Source organism: Xanthomonas sp. CFBP 8443 (genome assembly GCF_025666195.1).
Lineage (GTDB): Bacteria > Pseudomonadota > Gammaproteobacteria > Xanthomonadales > Xanthomonadaceae > Xanthomonas_A.
In genome coordinates this window covers 3985489-4001729 of sequence record NZ_CP102592.1, presented here as the reverse complement: position 1 = coordinate 4001729, position 16241 = coordinate 3985489, and the positions used below count along the sequence as shown (strand labels likewise).

The 16241-nt window shown below is 70.8% G+C and carries 17 protein-coding genes; 3 read left to right on the top strand and 14 right to left on the bottom strand.

All coding sequences use genetic code 11. From position 1 onward, the window contains the following. Positions 1-131 precede the first annotated feature (131 nt). The 7 genes from NUG20_RS16745 to NUG20_RS16715 form a co-directional block, all read right to left on the bottom strand. Entirely contained in the window at positions 132-812 is a 681-nt protein-coding gene (locus tag NUG20_RS16745; protein ID WP_263395558.1) for a DUF2894 domain-containing protein, read from the bottom strand. Next, positions 802-1452 (bottom strand): OmpA family protein, encoded by a 651-nt coding sequence (locus NUG20_RS16740; protein WP_263395557.1) that lies wholly within the window; start codon positions 1450-1452, stop codon positions 802-804. Before NUG20_RS16740 ends, NUG20_RS16745 begins: the two co-directional genes overlap by 11 nt. Continuing rightward, complete coding sequence (locus NUG20_RS16735) at positions 1449-3785, bottom strand: DUF802 domain-containing protein (protein ID WP_263395556.1); 2337 nt, start codon at positions 3783-3785, stop codon at positions 1449-1451. Before NUG20_RS16735 ends, NUG20_RS16740 begins: the two co-directional genes overlap by 4 nt. A 10-nt stretch (positions 3786-3795) precedes the next feature. Beyond that, complete coding sequence (locus tag NUG20_RS16730; RefSeq protein WP_263395555.1) at positions 3796-4533, bottom strand: DUF3348 domain-containing protein; 738 nt, start codon at positions 4531-4533, stop codon at positions 3796-3798. A gap of 349 nt (positions 4534-4882) precedes the next feature. Then, entirely contained in the window at positions 4883-5590 is a 708-nt protein-coding gene (locus NUG20_RS16725; RefSeq protein ID WP_263395554.1) for a M23 family metallopeptidase, read from the bottom strand. Between the two features lie 4 nt (positions 5591-5594). Continuing rightward, positions 5595-6557, bottom strand: coding sequence for a L,D-transpeptidase family protein (locus tag NUG20_RS16720; protein WP_263395553.1), 963 nt, complete (start codon positions 6555-6557; stop codon positions 5595-5597). Between the two features lie 403 nt (positions 6558-6960). Then, entirely contained in the window at positions 6961-8907 is a 1947-nt protein-coding gene (locus NUG20_RS16715; protein ID WP_263395552.1) for an acetyl-CoA hydrolase/transferase C-terminal domain-containing protein, read from the bottom strand. A 111-nt stretch (positions 8908-9018) separates the two neighbouring features. Here NUG20_RS16715 and NUG20_RS16710 point away from each other — a divergent pair, with 111 nt between their 5' ends. From NUG20_RS16710 to NUG20_RS16700, 3 genes are read left to right on the top strand one after another with little or no spacing between them, the layout of a single operon-like run. After that, positions 9019-9387: a BlaI/MecI/CopY family transcriptional regulator gene (locus NUG20_RS16710; protein WP_263395551.1), complete on the top strand. Its 369-nt coding sequence runs from the start codon at positions 9019-9021 to the stop codon at positions 9385-9387. Continuing rightward, complete coding sequence (locus NUG20_RS16705; protein ID WP_263395550.1) at positions 9377-10918, top strand: TonB family protein; 1542 nt, start codon at positions 9377-9379, stop codon at positions 10916-10918. The genes NUG20_RS16710 and NUG20_RS16705 overlap by 11 nt, the downstream gene beginning before the upstream one ends. Continuing rightward, a complete protein-coding gene (locus NUG20_RS16700; RefSeq protein ID WP_263395549.1) occupies positions 10915-11505 on the top strand; it encodes a hypothetical protein in 591 nt (196 codons plus the stop codon). The genes NUG20_RS16705 and NUG20_RS16700 overlap by 4 nt, the downstream gene beginning before the upstream one ends. Before the next feature lie 205 nt (positions 11506-11710). On the opposite strand, the gene NUG20_RS16695 is transcribed toward NUG20_RS16700, so the two are convergent. The 7 genes from NUG20_RS16695 to NUG20_RS16665 form a co-directional block, all read right to left on the bottom strand. Then, positions 11711-12268 carry a flavin reductase family protein gene (locus tag NUG20_RS16695; protein ID WP_263395548.1) on the bottom strand — a complete coding sequence of 186 codons (558 nt, stop codon included), beginning with the start codon at positions 12266-12268 and terminating at the stop codon, positions 11711-11713. A gap of 69 nt (positions 12269-12337) precedes the next feature. Further along, positions 12338-12955 carry an ATP-binding cassette domain-containing protein gene (locus NUG20_RS16690; protein WP_263395547.1) on the bottom strand — a complete coding sequence of 206 codons (618 nt, stop codon included), beginning with the start codon at positions 12953-12955 and terminating at the stop codon, positions 12338-12340. 64 nt (positions 12956-13019) lie between these two features. Next, a complete protein-coding gene (modB, locus tag NUG20_RS16685; RefSeq protein ID WP_263395546.1) occupies positions 13020-13715 on the bottom strand; it encodes a molybdate ABC transporter permease subunit in 696 nt (231 codons plus the stop codon). 10 nt (positions 13716-13725) lie between these two features. Beyond that, on the bottom strand, positions 13726-14499 hold the full coding sequence (modA, locus tag NUG20_RS16680) for a molybdate ABC transporter substrate-binding protein (protein ID WP_263395545.1): 774 nt from the start codon (positions 14497-14499) through the stop codon (positions 13726-13728). Positions 14500-14621: 122 nt separating this feature from the next. After that, positions 14622-15455, bottom strand: a complete 834-nt coding sequence (locus NUG20_RS16675; RefSeq protein WP_263395544.1) for an MBL fold metallo-hydrolase — start codon at positions 15453-15455, stop codon at positions 14622-14624. Next, a complete protein-coding gene (locus NUG20_RS16670) occupies positions 15452-15802 on the bottom strand; it encodes an ArsR/SmtB family transcription factor (protein WP_263395543.1) in 351 nt (116 codons plus the stop codon). Before NUG20_RS16670 ends, NUG20_RS16675 begins: the two co-directional genes overlap by 4 nt. A gap of 5 nt (positions 15803-15807) precedes the next feature. Further along, positions 15808-16170, bottom strand: coding sequence for a rhodanese-like domain-containing protein (locus NUG20_RS16665; RefSeq protein ID WP_263395542.1), 363 nt, complete (start codon positions 16168-16170; stop codon positions 15808-15810). Positions 16171-16241: the final 71 nt, after the last annotated feature.

Sequence of the window (16241 nt, the reverse complement as noted above, 5' to 3'; positions counted from 1 at the left end):
AGCGGCTTCAGCCGCGACAGGCGTTACCGATAGATCCTGTCGCGGCTGAAGCCGCTCCTACAAGGGAGCGTTATCGGTGCGATCGGACCGATGCGCCAGACAGCGCATGGCGGTAAGCGCGTGACCCGCTTTCAGCTGCGCTTGCGCGGCTTGGCGCGGGTCGGCTTCTTGCCGATCGCGGCGCTGGAGGTGGGCTGTGCCGCCAGCGCGCCGCCGTCGCGCAGTTGCTGCAGCCACGACAGCGCATCGACGTAGGCCAGGAAGTGCTGCAGATAGCCCGGCGACAGCGTGCGCATCAGCGCCAGCGAGCGGTGCACCAGCACGCCGGAATTCAGCGGGCCGGCATCGGACGGCGCCTGTTGCAGCGATTGCCGCAGCTGGCTGCGGCTGCGCAATTCGGTCCACAGCCGGCGCGCGTCGTCGAGTGCGGGCAACGACGCGAACGCCGGTGCCGCGGCGCCGGCGGGATCGTGCGTTGCGTCGCTAGCGAAGATATCCAGCAGTTCGCCGAGCGGGCCGCGCGTGGCGGTGGGCGCGGTCTCGGCACTGGCAGTGGCATGGACGTCGGCATGGACACCGGCACTGCCATCGGCATCGCCCGCCGCGGCCGGCATCCTGGCCACGTCGTCGGCATAGGCGTCGAGCAGCGCGGACAGCTTCTGGTCGAGCAGGCGCCGCGCTTCGCCCTGGTGGGCATCGGCGCGCCGCGCCAGCGCTTCGATGAAGCGCACGCGCAGCGGGTCCAGGCGCCCGCCATGCTGCGCGCGCCACGCCGCGATCCGTTCGCTCGCCGTCGTTGCGTCAGCGCGCATGCGGGATCGGGGCGGACTTGGACAGCTTGGGCAGCGGCGCCATTTCCACGCGCCGGTTGCTGGCGCGTCCGGCCTCGTCGGTGTTCGGGCTCACCGGTTGCTGCGCGCCGAACGCGGCGGCGAACACCGCGTCGGCCGGCACGCCTTCGTCGATCAGCGCGCGGGTCACGGTCAGCGCGCGCTGCGCCGACAGTTCCCAGTTGTCGGCGAACTGGCGGTTGCTGTCGCGGACCTGGCGGTCGTCGGTGAAGCCGCTCACCATCAGGATCTCGCCGCGCGCCTTCAGGTAGCCGGCCAATGGCGCGGCCAGGCTCTTCAGCACCTCGCGTCCCTCGGGCTGCAACTGGTCGGAATTGAGCGCGAACAGCACGCTGCCGCGGATGCCGATGCGGCCGTCGACCAACGTCACTCGGCCTGCCGCGAGCGGCGCGGCCAGCGCCTGTTCCAGGGTCTTGCGCTGCCGCGCCTCGGCCTGGCGCTGCCTGACTTCCTCGTCGAGCTTGTTCGACAGCTGCAGTTGCACGCCGATCACGCCGATCAGGATCAGCACGAACGCGCCCAGCAGCACCGACATCAGGTCGCCGAACACCGCCCAGATCGGGGTGCCGGCCTCGGTGTCGAGTTCCAGCCCGTCGCTCATGCCGCTTCGGCCCCGCCGTGGCCATGCTGGCCGGGCAGCTGGCGCAGTTCCTCGATGATCTGCTTCTGCGACAGCATGCTCAGGTCGATCACTTCACGCGCCTGGGCCACGTAGTAGGCCAACTGCTCGTCGCTGCGCGCCAGCGACTTGTCCAGCGCCTGTTCGATGCCCTGCAGGCGCTCCAGCAGCGCCGCGTTCGACTGGCCGAACGCCTCCACCGCGCCACCGAACGCATCGCCCAGGCTCGCCACTTCGGTGGCGCCGACCGCGACCTGCGCGGCGACCGATTCGAGCTTGCCGGTCTCGGCCTCGATGTGGTCGGTGAAGCGGGTGCCGACGCGGTCGAGCAGATCCGCCGAGGTGGTGACCAGCGCGTCCACCGCCGTGCGTTGCTCGGTGGACGCGTGGTTCACCGCATCGAGCAGCGTGTGCAGCGTGTCCAGCAGGCGGCTGCGCTCTTCCAGCATGGCGGTATCGCGGACCATGCTCTCGGAGAGCTTCTGGCGCAGCTCGGCGACGACGTCGGCGGCGGCCTTCGGCGCTTCGGAGGCGGTCTGCACCAGGCGCGAGATCTCGGCGATGGTCTCGCTGGCATGCGCCTGGGTCTGCGCCGCGATCGCGGCTGCGGTGCGTTCGAGCGTGTCGCAGATCTCCTGCTGGCGCTGCGCGCTGTGCGCGCTGTTGCGTTCCCACTCCGCATTCAAGCCGGCGACCATGGTGGCGAACGTGTCCGCCCACGCGGCCAGGCGCGCCTGGTCGCGTGCCTGCAGCGCGTCCTGCAGCTGCGCATGCGCTTGCTGCATGACCGCGACCAGCGCCGCCGCGCGTTCTTCCAGCGTCGTGGCGGCTTCGCTCAGCGCCTGCGCGTTGCGCTCGGCCAGAGCCGTGTTGACCTGCTCCTGGCGCGACAGGGCATCGTTCCAGGCTTGCTTGGCGGCGTCCGCGGTGGCGTCCAGGCGCGCCGAGATCGCGTCCAGCGCCTGTGCGTTGCGCGCCGCCAATTGCGCGTTGATCTCCTCCTGGCGCGACAGCGCGTCGCTCCAGGCCTGCTTCGCGCCGTCGGCGGTGGCGTCCAGGCGCACCGCGATCGCGTCCAGCGCTTGCGCATTGCGCGCCGCCAGGCGGTCGTTGAGGTCTTCCTGGCGCGACAGCGCCTCGTGCCATGCCTGTTTGGCGCCGTCCGCGGTCGCGTCCAGGCGCGCCGACACGGCATCCAGCAGCCCGGCCGAGCGCGTCGCGAAGCTGTCGCCGGCACCCTCCAGCGCGCTGCGCAGATCCTGGACCAGCGCCTCGTTGGTGCCGCGTTGCCCCGCCAGTGCGGCGTCCCAGGTCTGCGCAGCGCGCGCAGCGGCGGTTTCGAAGCCGGACGTCAGGCCGTCCAGCTGCCGCTGCACGGCGTGTTCGACGCGCTCGTGCAGCGTGGCGGTTTCGCGCGCCAGGCCGGCCAGCGTGGCCTGCACCACCGGCTGCAGCGCGGCGCCGAGCGCGCGCGCGTTTTCGGCGACCCCGGCCTGCAGCGACTGCTCCACCGCGCCGGCCAGGCGCGTGTAGGCGGCCTCGGTCCGGGCGTGGAAGGCGTCCTGATGGCTCGCCAGCCGGTCGCCGCTGGCGGCGCCCTGTTGCTCGATGCCCGCCGCCATCGCCTGCAGCCGGTCGATCAGCGCCGGCATCAGCTCGGTCTGCCGTTGCAGCAGCTTGAACGCTTCGCTGCGCTGGAACGCTTGCGAATGGGTGTGCAGGGTGGTCGCGATCTGCAGGTCGAGCGCTTGCACCGCCTGCGAGCGCTCGCGCCGGCACAGCGCGGCGAGCAGGCCGAGCATCGCCGAACTGGCCACGCCGGCGATCGAGGTGCCGAACGCGAAGCCCAGGCCCTTGACCGGCGCGGCCAGCGAGTCGCGGATGGCCTGCAGGTCGGTCGCGCTTTCCAGCGCCAGGCCGGTGCCGCGCAGCGTCGCCATCATGCCCAGGAAGGTACCCAGCATGCCCAGCAGGACCAGCAGGCCGACCAGGTACGGGGTCAGCCCCGGTGCTGGCAAGGCAACGCGCTCGCCCTCGATGCGCAGGCGCACCGCGTTGCGCAGGCTCGGATCCAGGCGCGCGAGCCAGCCGCCCAGGTCGGCCTGCGCCGCACTGGCTTCGGTCACGGCATGGGCGAGGCTGGCGGTTGCTTGCCGGTAGCGGTACAGCTCCAGCGCGCCGGCCACGTAGCACGCGCCGATCAGCAGCGCGAAGCTGGCGCCCAGCGGGTTGGAGCCGAGGTAGCCCACGCCGATCCAGCACACGGCGGCGAGGCCGGCAAGGAAGACGATGGAATGGAAGATGGTCTTGAACATGTCGTCTCGGTCAGCGGGTGCGAAGCGCTGCGAGCAGCCCTTCGATGGGATGGAAGCGGACGTCCAGCTCGGCGCGCAGCACGCTGCGCATGTCCTGGCGGAACACGTCCAGCCAGGCGCCGGCGCGCGCGGCCTGGGAGGCGGTGTCCGGCGGCTGCGCGTCGGCCGGCGGCGGGTGCCCGGCCTCGCGCAGGCGTTCGAAATGGTGTCCCAGCAGCGTCGGGACCGCGGCCAGCAGGGTCTGCTCGCGCGGGCTCAGGGTCGACTCCATGACCGCGTCCACCTCCGCCAGCCGCGCCATGTCGGCCGAGGACCGCGCCAGCGTGTCGCGCAGCTGGCCGCGCAGGCGGCCGGTGGCGGTCAGCATCGCCCGCTGCAGCGACAGGTAGCGCTCGCGGAACGGCGCATAGTCGATCGGCGCGGTCGCGTCGGCGCCATGGCCATGTCCGGCGCCCCGAGCTTTGCCGGCGCCCGTGGCCGGATCGGCGCAGATGGCCTCCTCCAGCGCGCCGCGCACCCGCGCGCATTCGTGCTCGTCGGTGCTCTCGAAGGGCGCGTCGTCGTCGATGGCAGGCAGCTTGCCGTCCAGCGCCCTGGACACGGCGACGGCACGCGTCCAGTCGATCCATTGGCCGAGGCGATCGGCCAGTGCGGGGCTGGACGGCGCCATGTCGGCGTCGCTGAGACGTGCGAGGAGGCGAATGAACGCCGGGCCCGGGACAGGCGGCCGTGGAGGAGCTTTCGCCATGCTTCTGCGCAAAGCGCGCAATTTTACACGCGAATGACATCCCGGGCCGGGCGGACCTTCGAAGCGATGCCGGAAACCGGGCTGTCGGTCCGCTGCGGTTCAAGCGCTCGCCGCGTCGCCGACGCCAGCCAGGCACCGTGGTGCCTGCCGCTCGGCGCTGGTTGGCGGCCTGCCGGGCCTGCGTGGCTTGCTCGGAGAAAGCAGCCCAGCCGCGCACGGTGCGAACGCCAGCCGGGGCCGGCCTGGACCTGAACCGACTCGGATTCGATGCTTCCGGTCCGGCTGGCCCCCAAAGTGAAGCAGGCCAAGATGCGGCAGGCCGCCAAGGGGTCTTCGGGCGGCCCCTCGGCTACAACTGCCGCTCCCCGCGCAGCAACGGATACGGATTGAGCGATTCGCCCTTCCACCACTGCTTTTCCGGGCCGAGCCGGTGGATCTCGAAATGCAGGTGCGGCGCGCCAGGGTCGGCATTGCCGGTGCTGCCGACATAGCCGATCACCTGGCCGCGGCGGATCGCCTGCTTCTCCGCCAGCCCGTCCGCATAGCGCTGCAGGTGCGCGTAGTAGTAGGCGTAGCGGCCGCTGGGCTCGAACTGGTACACGGTCAGCCCGCCGCGCTCGCTGTCGAACAGTTTTTCCACGCTGCCGTCGGCGACCGCCAGCACCGGTGTGCCGGCCGGCGCCAGGATGTCGATTGCGTCGTGGCGGCGGCCCTGGCTGCGGGCGTCGGTGAAGGTGTCCTGCAACTGGTCGCCGGTCACGCCCTGTACCGGGATCAGCAGACCGGCGGATGCGCTGGCCGGCGCCGCTGCGCTCGCTGGCGCCGCAACCGGTCGAGCCTGCGCGGTGTCCGCGACGGACGGAGGCGATGGTGCAGTCGCCACAGGTTGTGCCTGCGCCGCTGCCGGCCCGGCAGCGGGGGGTGCCTCTGGCGTGGCGGGCGCCGCGCTGTCGGCCGATGGCACGGGGCTGGGACGGACCTGCACCACGCCGCCGCGCAGGCTCAAGTACCCCAGTGCCGCCGCGACCAGCAATGCCAGGATCGGAACGCTACGCATGCGCTCAGTCCTGCATGGTGACCGGCACCGACGCGTTCACCGCGGCGGCGACGGTCAGCGCATCCCAATTGGTCAGGCGGACGCAGCCGTGCGATTGCGCCTTGCCGACCCGTGCCGGATTCGGCGTGCCGTGCAGGCCGTAGTGGTCCTTGGACAGGTCGATCCACACCTCGCCAACTGGGTTGTTCGGGCCTGCCGCCAGCGTCGCCTTCTTGTCCGACTTGTCGGCGTCCCAGAACAGCTTGGGGTTGTAGTGGAAGGTCGGCTGCCGCACCACGCCCTTGATCTTCCATTCGCCGATCGGCAGCGGATCGTGCTCGCTGCCGGTGGAGGCGGGGAACTGGGCCAGGATCGCGCCGTTGGCGTCGAGCAGGCGCACGGTGGAATCGGACTTGTCGACCAGCAGCTTGGCCGCCTTGGGCAGCGCGGCGGTGCCGAGCACGTTCGGCACTTGCACGCTGGCGCCGGCCTGGGCGAAGTCGATCGAGGGGTTCAGCGCCCGCAGCAGCGCAGGCGCGGCGTGGAAGCGCTCGCCCAGGCGCTCTTCCACCGATTCGTAGCCCAGCGCCGGCAACGTGGCCTTCTCCGCGGTGTCCTCGGGGATCTTGGGGAACGGACCGGCGACGTCCTCGGCGGTGAGCGTGTAGGCGACCAGCGCCGGCGCGGTGTCCTGCGCCAGCGCCTGCCAGGTGGCGTCGTCGAGTTCGCCGCTCGCGTTCAGGCCGCGCGCGGCCTGGAACCCGGAGACGGCGCGGCGCTGGTTGGAGCCAGCCTGGCCGTCGATCTCGCCCGGCGAGAAGTGCGCGCGGTCCAGCAGCACCTGCGCGCGCAGCAGCGAGCGCTCGCCGCTGTCCGGCGCCGGTGCTGGCGCGGTGGCGGCTTTGGCGGGCGGTTGCGCCGCCGCACTGTCGATCGTGCTCGCGAACAGGACGGCAAGGCAGGCGAGTGGAAGCGATAGACGGGACATCGGCGACTCCAGCAGGAATTCCGTCCACCATGCCTACGCGCTGCGGCTAGCCCGCGTGAAATGGCTGGCTCCCCGCTGACCGGAGCGCAGCGAGGCTGCCGGGCCGCGCTCCTGCACCGTATCGCGAGCGTCCATCGGGGTATCGCGGAGCGTCCCATCGGCAAGATGCGGCGGCGAGCCGCGAGCCGCGGGCCGCGAGCGGCGACGCCGGGTCGGGCATCGCCTCGGGTTCCGCTCGTGTCTGCATCGGCGGTGGCGATGCTTCTCCCTGCGCTGGCCTGCGCCGGCAGCGTTACCGACACGGCGGCCAGCGCATGTCTTCCCTCGTATCGCCGCGCGCACCATCCCAATCGCACCGACAGGCTCGGGCAGCGACATGCTGCCGTGGCGGGATACTGATGCTTCAGCCCGCCTCGGTTTGCCGAAGGGCGTAGGCGAGCAACCGCGCCTGCACGCGTTCGCCCAGGCTGCGCGGCGCATCCAGGGCCATGCGCTGCAGGCACGCCGGATCGGCGGCGGTGCGCGACAGCAGCGCGCGCGCCACGGTCGCGAGCTTCGCGCCGGTGCCGGCGGTGTTGCGTTTCAGCCAGGCCAATGCGCGCAGCAGGCGCTGCTCGATCTCGGTGAAGTCGCTGCCGAGCGGATAGTCGGGCAGGGTGCCGTCGGCGCGGAACGGAGCCAGCGCGGCACGCACCCGCTCGGCGCGGTTGCGCTGCCAGTGCCGCGGCGCGACGAAATCCACGGCGAGCTTGCGCGCTTGCCTGGCCTGCTGCAGCAGTGCCGGCTGGAACGCCACGTCGGCCAGGCCGGCCATCGCCACGGCGCAGTCCTCGTCGGTCATGCCGCGCAGGTCGGCGATGCCGTATTCGTTGAGGTAGATGTCGCGCAGGTGGCGCGGGATCGTGGTGTGGGCGTAGTTCCAGCGCAGATTGGACTGCAGCGTGCGCGCCTCGCCGCGGGTGGCGCGGAACATCAGCACGCTGCGCGCGTCGTCCAGCGCATGCGCCATCGCCACGAAGTTGTACTGGCCGCCCACGCCGGACACCACGCGGCCGTCGTCCAGCGCATCGGACACCGCCGCGCCCAGCGCGGTGGCCATCATGCACGAGTTGAAGAAGCGCGCCTCGCGCCGTTGCGCGCGGCGCAGCGCCTCGCCGCCGTACAGCTGGTTGATCTCGCTGATCCGCCGCATGCCGATCGCGGCGCATGCCTCCGGCGCCATGTCGCGCAGCCAGGCGTAGAACTCGGGCGAGCCGAGGTAGAACGCGCCCTGCAGGTATTCGCCATCGCGCTGCAGCCGCGCCTGGTCGTCGGCACTGGCGCTGCCGTCGGCCACGCGCTGCATCAGCGCGGCATCGTCGAGCACCTTGCGCCGGATCACGCCGCACTGGACCAGTTGCCGGAAGCCTTCGTTGAGCATTTCGCTGCAGCCGAACAGGCCGATCGAGAACGGTGCCAGTCCGCCGCATTCCTGCACCGCCGGGTGCGTTTCCAGTTCCGGATCCAGCGCCGCCAGCACCTGCCGATAGCGCGCGTTGTCGGTATGCCGCAGCACCAGCGCGTGGCACAGCGCGTCGGCCAGTGTGCCGATGCCGATCTGCAGTGTGCCGCCATCGCGCACCAGCGTGCTCGCGTACAGGCCGATGGCGTAGTCGGCATCGGCCACCGGTTGCCGCGGCAGCCCGAACAGGCGCGGATACGGACCCGGCGGCGTCGCCACCACGTCGAAGAACGACGGCTCCACCGCCGCGCTGCCGCCGATCCACGGCAGCTGCGGATCGACCTCGGCGACCAGCAGCGGCCGCGGCAGGCCGCGCCGGCGCACCGCGTCCAGCGTGTCCTGGGTGATGTCGTTGTTGCACGAGAACGACAGGCGCGTGCCGCCGGGTTCGCGCGCCACCTTCTGCACGATCAGGTTCGGCGCGCGCTGCGCCACCGCGTCGGCGGCATGGGTGTAGTTGAGGCTGGTGTAGCCGCGCTGCGCCTGTGCCGAGTGCAGCAGCGCGCCGGACTGCATGTAGAACTCCTCGACCTGGATATGCGCCGGCAGCGCATCGCGCTGCAACGCCTGCACGTACTTGAGCGCCGGGAAATCCTCGCCGAAATGGCGCTGCACGAACGGCCGCACGAAGCGGCCTTCCAGCCCGCCGCCGGCCGGCGGTGGGTTCAGCGACAGCGCGGTGTAGAGCTGCATCGGCCGCGCCGGATCGGCGGCGACGCGGTCGTACAGCGCGTTTAGCAGGCGATGCGGCTTGCCGATGCCCAGCGGCGCGCCGATGCGCAGCGTGCCGGGGATGCGCTGCAGGATCAGGTCGGCAACGGCGTCTAGGTCTTCGAGGTGGTCGGTCATCCGCATAGCTTAGGCGAGGGCCACGGTTCCAGGGTTCGGCAATGTGCGGTGACCGCTTGACAAGCGGTTCGTTTACTCGTGTAATCGATAAAAATTACAGGTGTAAACGCTATGGCGATCAGCGATGCGGAAGCGGTGGTGATGGAAGTGCTGTGGAGCCGGCATCCGCTCGCGGCCGAAGAGGTGTTCGCGGCCCTGTCCGGGCATGGCGGCTGGGCCGAACCCACGGTCAAGACCTTGCTCAACCGGCTGCTCAACAAGGGCGCGATCCGCGCCGACAAACAGGGACGACGCTATCTGTACGCGCCGCTGCTGCAGCGCGAACAGTGGGTGCAGCAACAGAGCGAAGGCCTGCTCGAACGCCTGTTCGGCGGCCGCGTCGCGCCGCTGGTGGCGCACTTCAGCGAACGCGGCAAGCTCAGCGACGCCGATATCGCCGAACTCAAACGACTGATCCAGGAGCTGGACGATGAGCGTTGAAACTTTCGTGGCGGGGATGTGGGCGACGGCGCTGGCCGGCAGTGCGGCGATCGTAGCGGTGCTGGCGCTGCGCGCGCCGTTGCGGCGGATGTTCGGCGCCAGCGTCGCCTATACGTTGTGGGCGGTGGTGCCGTTGGCGATGCTCGGCGTGCTGCTACCTGGCGATGTGCGCCCGGCGCTGCCGGCGGCGCTGGCGATGCCGCAGGTCTGGGTCGGGCTGCCGCAGGGATCGGCTGGCGCTACTGGCGCGATGGCGATGGCGAACGACCATCTGGCATTGTGGATGGCCGCACTGTGGCTGCTGGGCGCAGCGTCGATGGCTGCCGTCCTGTGGCGGCAGCAGCGGCGCTACCGGCGCAGCCTGGGGCGGTTGTCGCCGGGTGCAGATGGCGTGCTGTACGCGCAGCATGCGGCACACGGTCCGCTGGTGCTCGGCGCCTTGCGGCCGCGCGTGGTGCTGCCGATGGACTTCGCCCTGCGCTATCCGGCCGCGCAGTCGGAACTGGTGCTGGCGCACGAACGCATGCATATCGCCCGCGGCGACACCCGCTGCAACCTGCTGCTGGCGGCGCTGCGCTGCGTGCACTGGTTCAATCCGTTGCTGCACTGGGCCGCGCCGCGGTTCCGCTTCGACCAGGAACTGGCCTGCGATGCGGCGGTGCTGGCGCGGCATCCGGCCTCGCGCCGCAGCTACGCCGAGGCGATGCTGCAGACCCAGCTGGATGCGATCGCGTTGCCGGTCGGCTGTCATTGGCAGGCCGGGCAGACCTTGCGGCAGCGGATCGGCATGCTGCGACGGCCGGCGGTGAGCGGCTGGCGGCGGCGCACGGGAGTTGCTTTGGTGGCGATGGCGGGGCTGTGCGGCGGCGCTACGGCCTGGGCGTTGCAGCCACCGCCGGCGTCCGCGTTGGCGGGAAGCGGCATCGCGCCTGGGCGGTCGGATGCGCAAGCCCCGGATGCGGGTGTTGTGCTGGCGGGGGACGCGTCTGCAGCGGGCACTGGGCCGGCAAGCAGCGGGAAGCGCCTGCCGATGACACTCGCTGCCGCAGCCGGCGCCGCGGCGACGGACACGGCCGCCAAGCGCGCAACCATGCCTGCCAAGCCCATGACGATGCTGCCGCCGCGCTATCCGCGCGAAGCGCTGCGCGAGGGTGCCTCGGGAAAAGTGATGCTGTTGGTCAGTGTGGATGAAGCCGGTACGGCCAGCGACGTGCGTTTGCTCGGTCGTGGCAGCGGCAACGCGGCATTGGACCAGGCGGCCATCGCGGCCGCCCGGCAGTGGCGCTTCACGCCGGCCCAGGAACACGGGCGTGCGATCCGTGGCCGGCTGAAGATTCCGGTCACGTTCGAGTCCGGGATGCAGCCTGTCGCGACGCCTACGGGACTGGCCGATGCGGATGGCTATCGCTGGTATCTGCTGGATGCGGAGACGCGCAATACGGACCAGCGCATGTGCGATGTGGTCAAGTCCGATGGACAAGGGCCGGCCCGGCGCGTGTATTGCGGCGTGACCGTGGCGTCGCAGAGATGAGCGCGCGCCGGATCGGTTCGGCAGGTCTGTTTCTGTGCCTGGCAGCCTGCGCCAGCCAGCCGCAGCGCGAGCAGACCCAGCGGCTGGATTCCGTGGACCAGCGCCTGCTTGCGCCACGCGGCGACGGCGCCCCCGCGGGGGCCATCTCGGCCTACGAGATGCAGCCGCAGCAGGTGTTCCGCATGCCGCAGCCGCTGGACGCGGCGACACCGCAACTGCCGACCGAGTCGCCACGGCGCACGCTGCCGCCGACCACGGTGTGCGTGCGCGTGATCCTGTCCGCGCAGGGCGCCGTCGAGCGCAGCGAGCCGTTGCACGATCGCGAGGAATGCAGTGCCGGTGCGTTGGTCGACAATGCCGACTTGCTGCAGGCGGTGCAGCGCGAGGTCGCGGGCTGGCGTTTCGTGCCAGCGGCGATCTGCACCTATGCCGATCCGGCGCAGCGGCCGGCAGTAGAGGGCCGCTGCGACGATGCAATGTCGGTGGAAGAGGTGCCGGTGACGCTGGCCTATGCGTTCACCTTCGAGGTGCGCGAGGGCAAGGCCAGCGTGCAGACCGGGCGCGTGGGCGGTCGAAGTGCGCGTTGAGTGCGTGATGCCGAACCGTGAGCGCTGGAAAGTATTTCTCTGACGATTGAGGATTGCGGAAGCGATCGGTTAGCTTCTGGCCATCGGTTGCGATAGGCGTCGCCGTACAGTCTGTCGCGACTGAAGTCGCTCCTACAAGGTCGGCATCTCGACGGGATGCCCGATGTGGCAGCAGCAGGATCGCTGCCGTGCATTGTCATCGCGGCTACAGCATCTCCGGCTTGAACAGCCGCCGCCGCGAGACTTCCGCGCCGGACAGCATGAACTTGCCGTCGCCGCGGTAGTGCAGGGTCCTGGGCAGTTTCGGCGACGTGGCGACCTGCGCCTTGACCACTTCCCAGACGAACAGGTTGTGCCTGGCGATCTGGCGGCCGTCGTGCAGGCGGCACTCGAAGCTCGCGTAGCACTCGGCGATCGACGGCGCACCGACGTGCGTGCTGGGTATCGCGGTCAGCCCGAAGTGGGCGAACTTGTCGAGCTGCGCGCCGCTGCTGTTGCCGATGCCGACCACGGTGTCGAGCAGGTCCGCGGTCGGCAGGTTGATCGTGCATTGCCTGCTGCGCCGGACCAGCTCGAAGCTATGGTTGGCGCTGGAGATGCAGCAGGCGATCAGCGATGGCGAGAACTCCAGCACCATGTGCCAACCCATGGTCATGATGTCGCGCTGCCCTTTCCATGCCGAAGCGAGCAGCACCACCGGGCCGGGTTCCAGGAACCGGCGTACCTGGTCGAGCGGGAAATCGTGCTTGCGGTAGCGACGCATGGCGGCGGCCTCGCTTCGATGGCGATGGCGCACAGTCTGGCCATCGGCGGTGAATGCGGCGTCGGCGCCCTAGTCCAGCTGATGGATCGCATCGGCGATGCGTTCCACTTCCTCGGCCTGGTGGCTGACGTAGAGCATCGGCAGGCGCACCTCGTCGCGCACGCGCTGCAGGTACGGGATCAGCTCGCCGCGGCGTTGCGCATCCAGCGCCGACAGCGGTTCGTCGAACAGCAGGATCGCCGGCTGCGACAGCAGCGCGCGGCCGATCGCCACGCGCTGCGCTTCGCCGCCGGACAGATTGCCAGGGCGCCGCGACAGCAGCGGCGCGATGCCGAGCAGCTCGACCACCGCATCGAAGCCGAAGCGCTCGGCCTGGCCGCGGCCGTGGCGGCCGTAGCCGAGGTTGCGGCGCACATCCATGTGCGGGAACAGCCGCGCGTCCTGGAACACGTAGCCGATCCGGCGCCGGTGGGTGGGCACGTCGATGCCGGCGTCGCTGTCGTAGAGCACGCGCGCGTCGATGACGATGCGCCCGCTGCGCGGCCGCAGCACGCCGGCGATGGCGTTGAGCATGCTGGTCTTGCCGACGCCGGAGGGGCCGACCAGCGCGACCACGCGCGCCTGTTCCTCGACCCGCAAGCGGCGCTGGAAGCGGCCGCGTTGCACTTCGATGTCGATGCTCAGCATCGGCGCGCGCTCCCGTGCCGCGAACGCGGTATGAGCAGGAGGCGCGCAGCGGCGTTGGGCCGGCTCATGCGTCCGCCTCCGGCCCGCGCTGGCGCCGCACCAGCCATTCGGACAGCAGCAGCGCGGCCAGCGAGATCGCCAGGGCAACCGCCGCCAACCGCCAGATGCCCGCTTCGCCGCCGGGCACCTGCAGCAGGCCGTAGATCGCCGCCGACAGGGTCTGCGTTTCTCCGGGAATATTCGACACGAAGGTGATGGTGGCGCCGAATTCGCCCAGCGCCTTGGCGAAGGCGAGCGCGGTGCCGGCGACCAGCCCCGGCCAGGCCAGCGGCAGGGTGATGCTGAAGAACACCCGCCACGGCCCGGCGCCGAGCGTGGCCGCGGCCGCCTCCAGGCGCCGGTCGGTGGATTCCAGGGCCAGGCGGATCGCGCGCACCATCAGCGGGAATCCCATCACCGCGCTGGCCAGCGCGGCGCCGGTCCAGCGGAACGCGAACTGCACGCCCAGATGCTCCAGCAACCAGGCGCCGACCGGTCCCTGCGTGCCGAGCACGATCAACAGCACGTACCCGGTGACCACCGGCGGCATCACCAGCGGCAGGTGCAGCAAGGCGTCCAGCAGCGATTTGCCGGGGAAACGGCGCCGTGCCAGCAGCCAGCCGCAGGCCACCCCGAACGGCAGGCTGCCCAGCGCCGCGACCAGCGCGACCTTGACGCTGAGCGCGATGGCGGTGAGTTCCTGCGGCGTGAACGCGAACAACGGCGACGGCTCAGTGCGCGAGCGAGAAACCGCGGCGCTGGAAGATCGCCTGCGCCGACGGCGTGCCCAGCCAGCGCACGAAGTCGGCCGCGGCCGGGTGCTTGCTCGCGCGCAGCGCCGCCACCGGATACACGATCGGCGCGTGACTGTCGGCGGGGAACACCGCCACTACCCGCACCTTCGGCTCGGCCTTGGCATCGGAGCCGTAGACGATGCCCAGCGGCGTTTCGCCGCGCGCGACCAGCATCAGCGCGGCGCGCACGCTGTCCGATTCGGCCAGCCGCGCCTGCACGCCGTCCCACTGGCCGAGCGTCTGCAGCGCGGCGCGCGCGTACTTGCCGGCCGGCACGCTATTGGTCTGGCCGAGCGCCAGCCGGCCCTGCGCGCCGAGCGCGGCAGCGAGCGCGCCGGGCTTGCGCAGATCGACCTTGGCCGCACTCGACGCGGGTGCGACCAGCACCAGCGTATTGCCCAGCAGATTGCGCCGCTGCGCCGGAGCGACCAATTGGCGCTGCTGCAGATAGTCCATCCACTCCAGGTCGGCGGAGAAGAACACATCCGCCGGCGCGCCCTGTTCCACCTGCCGCGCCAGCGCCGAGCTGGCCGCGTACGACACCTGTACCGGCGTGCCGCTGGCGCGCTGATAGGCCGCGGCGGCCTCGTCCAGCGATTCCTTCAGGCTGGCGGCGGCGAACACGGTCAACGGCGTCTGCGCAAAGGCCGGCACGGCCATGGCGACGGTGAGCGAGAGCAGGCACAGCAGGCTGCGTAGCGTGCGGGACATGGGGGATGCTCCGGGGACATCGGGGGGGACAGCGGCAACCGACTGGACATGGCGCACTTCGCGCGCCAGCGGCCGGTGCTGCAGCGCGACCGTGCGGCGGCACTTGCCGCATCCTAACGCCTTCACTGTGGCGAGGGGGACAGATCGTCGGTACGGCCGGCCTGGATGTTGGCGCGCACCGACGGTTGCATCAGCCGCGGCTGCGCCAGCGTCGCGTCGCGCGCCTGGCGCAGCGCGACGAACGCCGCTTCGTCGACGCCGTCGCGCACGTGGATGTTGTCGCGACGCTGCGCGCCGATGCTGGTTTCGCAGGCGACCGCGCGGCCGCCGGCGCCGTAGTCGTGGCAGACGAACACGCGGGTGGCGGGGGGCAGTGCGTAGAGCGTGTGGATCGAACGGAACAGCGTCGCCGCGTCGCCGCCGGGGAAATCGCAGCGCGCGGTGCCGCTGTCGGGCATGAACAGCGAATCGCCGGGAAACAGCGCATCGCCGATCAGGTAGGCGATGCTGTCGTCGGTGTGCCCGGGTACCGCGATCACCTGGGCGGACAACGCGCCGATCGCGAACCGCTCGCCGTCGGCGAACAGATGATCGAAGCCGCAGCGCATATCGCCGCCGTCCTCGGCCAGGCCGAACTGCGGCGCGAAGCGCGCGCGCACCTGGCGGATGCCGGCGCCGATCGCCAGCGTCGCCTGCGGCCAGCGCCGCTTGAACCACTGCGCGGCGGAAACGTGGTCGGCATGCGCGTGGGTTTCCAGGATCCAGCGCAACTGCAGGTCACGCGCGTGCAACAGCCCGGCCAGGCCTTGCGTCGGCGCATCGCGCAGCGCGCCGGTGTCCGGATCGAAGTCCAGCACCGGGTCGATCACCGCGGCCTCGTGGCCGTCTTCGACCAGATAGCTCCAGGTGCCGGAACCGGCGTGGTGGAAGGGGTGGACGTTGGGAACCTGGCTCATGGGCCTGCCTTGGCGGGAGAGGAGTGGCCGGCGCTGCAGTAGATGCCGTGCAAGGTATCGAGGATGCGCTGCGCCGGGCCGGGGACCAGCGAATAGTAGATGGTCTGCCCGTCGCGGCGGGTCTGCACCAGGCCGTCCTCGCGCAGCACCGCCAGGTGCTGCGACAGCGCTGATTGGCTCAGGTCCAGGCGCGTGTTGAGTTCGCCCACCGAGTGTTCGTGGTCCACCAGCAGGCACAGCAACAGCAGCCGCTTTTCGTTGCCGAGCGCCTTCAGCAGGCGCGCGGCTTCGCCGGCATGCGCGCGCATCGCCGCAGAATCCATCGCGGGTTGCAGGCGGCGGGCCATCGGACTCAGAAGGCGACCGGCAGGCCGGCAGCGGTCCAGCCGAGGAAGCCGCCGTTCAACGAGCGCACCGCGCTGTAGCCGAGTTGCTGCAGGCTCAGCGCGGCCAGCGTGGAGCGGCCGCCGGTGGCGCAGTACAGCAGGATCGGTTGGTCGCGCCGCGATAGTGCCGGATCGGTGTCGAGACGGAATTCGAGGATGCCGCGCGGGATGTTGATCGCGTTGGGCAGGTGGCCGACGGCGAATTCGCCGGGTTCGCGCACGTCGATGATCCATTCGCCAGGCAGCGGCGTGGCCGCGGCATCGGTGTCGACCTCGTGGATCTGCGGGCGCGCCCTGTCGACCAGGGCTTGTGCGGAGGAATGGGGCATTGGGGGCTCCGGTGGATGAACGGCGCCCATAATATCAGTTGACTCTAATATAAGAAAATTCTAATTTATCT

Coding starts and splice junctions, on each gene's coding strand:
- NUG20_RS16730 (WP_263395555.1), bottom strand. CDS start 4,533: ATGGCGAAAGCTCCTCCACGGCCGCCTGTCCCGGGCCCGGCGTTCATT.
- NUG20_RS16670 (WP_263395543.1), bottom strand. CDS start 15,802: ATGGCCCGCCGCCTGCAACCCGCGATGGATTCTGCGGCGATGCGCGCG.
- NUG20_RS16740 (WP_263395557.1), bottom strand. CDS start 1,452: ATGAGCGACGGGCTGGAACTCGACACCGAGGCCGGCACCCCGATCTGG.
- NUG20_RS16665 (WP_263395542.1), bottom strand. CDS start 16,170: ATGCCCCATTCCTCCGCACAAGCCCTGGTCGACAGGGCGCGCCCGCAG.
- NUG20_RS16745 (WP_263395558.1), bottom strand. CDS start 812: ATGCGCGCTGACGCAACGACGGCGAGCGAACGGATCGCGGCGTGGCGC.
- NUG20_RS16705 (WP_263395550.1), top strand. CDS start 9,377: ATGAGCGTTGAAACTTTCGTGGCGGGGATGTGGGCGACGGCGCTGGCC.
- NUG20_RS16715 (WP_263395552.1), bottom strand. CDS start 8,907: ATGACCGACCACCTCGAAGACCTAGACGCCGTTGCCGACCTGATCCTG.
- NUG20_RS16690 (WP_263395547.1), bottom strand. CDS start 12,955: ATGCTGAGCATCGACATCGAAGTGCAACGCGGCCGCTTCCAGCGCCGC.
- NUG20_RS16735 (WP_263395556.1), bottom strand. CDS start 3,785: ATGTTCAAGACCATCTTCCATTCCATCGTCTTCCTTGCCGGCCTCGCC.
- NUG20_RS16720 (WP_263395553.1), bottom strand. CDS start 6,557: ATGTCCCGTCTATCGCTTCCACTCGCCTGCCTTGCCGTCCTGTTCGCG.
- NUG20_RS16700 (WP_263395549.1), top strand. CDS start 10,915: ATGAGCGCGCGCCGGATCGGTTCGGCAGGTCTGTTTCTGTGCCTGGCA.
- NUG20_RS16695 (WP_263395548.1), bottom strand. CDS start 12,268: ATGCGTCGCTACCGCAAGCACGATTTCCCGCTCGACCAGGTACGCCGG.
- modA (WP_263395545.1), bottom strand. CDS start 14,499: ATGTCCCGCACGCTACGCAGCCTGCTGTGCCTGCTCTCGCTCACCGTC.
- NUG20_RS16725 (WP_263395554.1), bottom strand. CDS start 5,590: ATGCGTAGCGTTCCGATCCTGGCATTGCTGGTCGCGGCGGCACTGGGG.
- NUG20_RS16675 (WP_263395544.1), bottom strand. CDS start 15,455: ATGAGCCAGGTTCCCAACGTCCACCCCTTCCACCACGCCGGTTCCGGC.
- NUG20_RS16710 (WP_263395551.1), top strand. CDS start 9,019: ATGGCGATCAGCGATGCGGAAGCGGTGGTGATGGAAGTGCTGTGGAGC.